The sequence below is a fragment of the Photorhabdus sp. S10-54 genome, assembly GCF_963878145.1.
In the GTDB taxonomy this organism is placed as follows: domain Bacteria; phylum Pseudomonadota; class Gammaproteobacteria; order Enterobacterales; family Enterobacteriaceae; genus Photorhabdus; species Photorhabdus kayaii.
Genome location: NZ_CAWNXG010000124.1, coordinates 1 through 1,780 on the forward strand (window position 1 = coordinate 1; position 1,780 = coordinate 1,780).

General features: G+C 49.7%; 2 protein-coding genes. One reads left to right on the forward strand and one right to left on the reverse strand.

The annotated features are described in order from the left end of the window. Positions 1-40: 40 nt before the first annotated feature. Positions 41-1,219: an RNA-guided endonuclease InsQ/TnpB family protein gene (locus tag AACQ83_RS23980; RefSeq protein WP_112886965.1), complete on the reverse strand. Its 1,179-nt coding sequence runs from the start codon at positions 1,217-1,219 to the stop codon at positions 41-43. Between the two features lie 56 nt (positions 1,220-1,275). Here AACQ83_RS23980 and tnpA point away from each other — a divergent pair, with 56 nt between their 5' ends. Then, positions 1,276-1,701, forward strand: a complete 426-nt coding sequence (gene tnpA, locus AACQ83_RS23985) for an IS200/IS605 family transposase (RefSeq protein ID WP_112879894.1) — start codon at positions 1,276-1,278, stop codon at positions 1,699-1,701. Positions 1,702-1,780: the final 79 nt, after the last annotated feature.

The window sequence follows — 1,780 nt, forward strand, 5'->3', positions numbered from 1 at the left end:
GTGACTGCTCCCCGCCGTAAACGGCGAGGCTTCCCACTTCCTAGGCCGCAGCCGTCTGTGCGACGGATTTACGCAGGCCTCCATGGGCAGAAACGACGAGTCCCGCCGCCTGTAATTCAAATATGCCTTGCTGTTTAATATTCAGCGCAGCGTTGAGATCCCGATCGTGCTCTATGTGGCATGCCGGACATTGCCAGAGCCGTTTGTGGAGCGGCATTTCCGGCATCTTATGACCGCAACAATGGCAGGTTTTCGAGCTGGCAAACCATTGATCCAGCTTCACCAGATGAACACCTGTTTCTGCCGCCTTGTATTCCAGTTTGGTGATGAATCCAGCCCAACCAGCGTCCCCTATGGAACGTGCCAGCCTGTGATTTTTCATCATGTTCGCCGCTTTCAGCGTCTCGACAATTACCGCTTGGTTTTCGTCAACAATTGCGCGAGATAATTTATGTTGAAAATCGGCACGGGCGTTGGCTACCCGTTCGTGAACTGCTGCAAGCTGTATGCGGGCTTTACATCTGTTGGCACTTCCCTTTTTCTTACGGGAAAGCGCTTTCTGCTTCCGTCGTAGATTGTGGCTGGCATTGATCAGATGGCGGGGATTGGCAATCTTATTACCGTCCGATTTGATGGCAAAATGCGTCAGCCCCATATCCAGACCGGTAACATTTGCTATCAGGGTTGGCTTCGCTGGTGCTTCTATCTGCTCGTCACAGAGTATCGAAGCGTAATATTTTCCCGTTACGGAACAGCTCAGAGTAATACTTTTCACTGAGCCAGAGATTTCACGGTGTAAACGCGCTTCAATCGGCGAAATTTTCGGGATTTTCGGGATTTTGATCGCGCCATCAAGCACTTTGATTCCAACACAATGATAGCTTGATTGTCTGCCGTGTTTGCGTTTGAACGAGGGATAACGGGCTTTTAACTGCGGATTGAAAAAGTTGGAAAAAGCAACGTCGAGATTGATAACCGCCTGTTGCAACGCAATGGAGTCATATTCTTTTAGCCATCCATATCTACGAGATTTTTTCGCTACGGCAAGCAAAGGTTTGAGATCTTTCCGCGGATTTAAATTTACGCCGTGTCGCTGGTAAGCGTGTCTCTTAATGCTCAGGGCTTTGTTGTACGCGAAACGAACCGCACCGAACTGGGCATTGAGATATTCAGCCTGTTCTTGTGTCGGATATACACGGACTTTCGTGGCTCTTAACATAATCAGCGCTCGTTGATATACGCTATTTATTTTAACAGGTTAATGGTAAATATCAATTGAGTAATCATCATGAATCCCTTGAGGGCTTTCTTCGGAAGCGCCATAGTGTAAGTCAACTGGTCGTGCATCTGATCTTGACGACAACGTATCGACGCAAGCTATTTGACGGACAGATGATCGCTCAGCTGCGTGAGGCTTTTGGTTCAGCAGCGGCAAAACTTGAATGCGACATTATCGAGATGGACGGCGAACGAGACCACGTCCATTTGCTGATAGCCCATCCGCCCAAACTGGCGGTCAGTGTGATGGTCAATAATTTAAAATCGGTATCGTCGCGCCTGCTTCGTCAGCAAAATACCCATTTGCGGATGCAGAGCAAAACGGGGCTGCTGTGGTCACGCTCTTATTTTGCCTGTAGCGCCGGTGGTGCCACGATAGAAACGCTCAAAGCGTATGTGCTCAGCCAGAATACCCCGGAGTAGCCAGCCCTAAAGCCCTTCGGGCTTTTCGCCTTATATCCCCGCCCGCACTGGGCTAGGGTTTACGGCGGGTCTTGCTAAA

Excerpts from the sequence above, each read along its gene's own strand:
- AACQ83_RS23980 (WP_112886965.1), bottom strand. The coding sequence starts at position 1,219 with ATGTTAAGAGCCACGAAAGTCCGTGTATATCCGACACAAGAACAGGCT.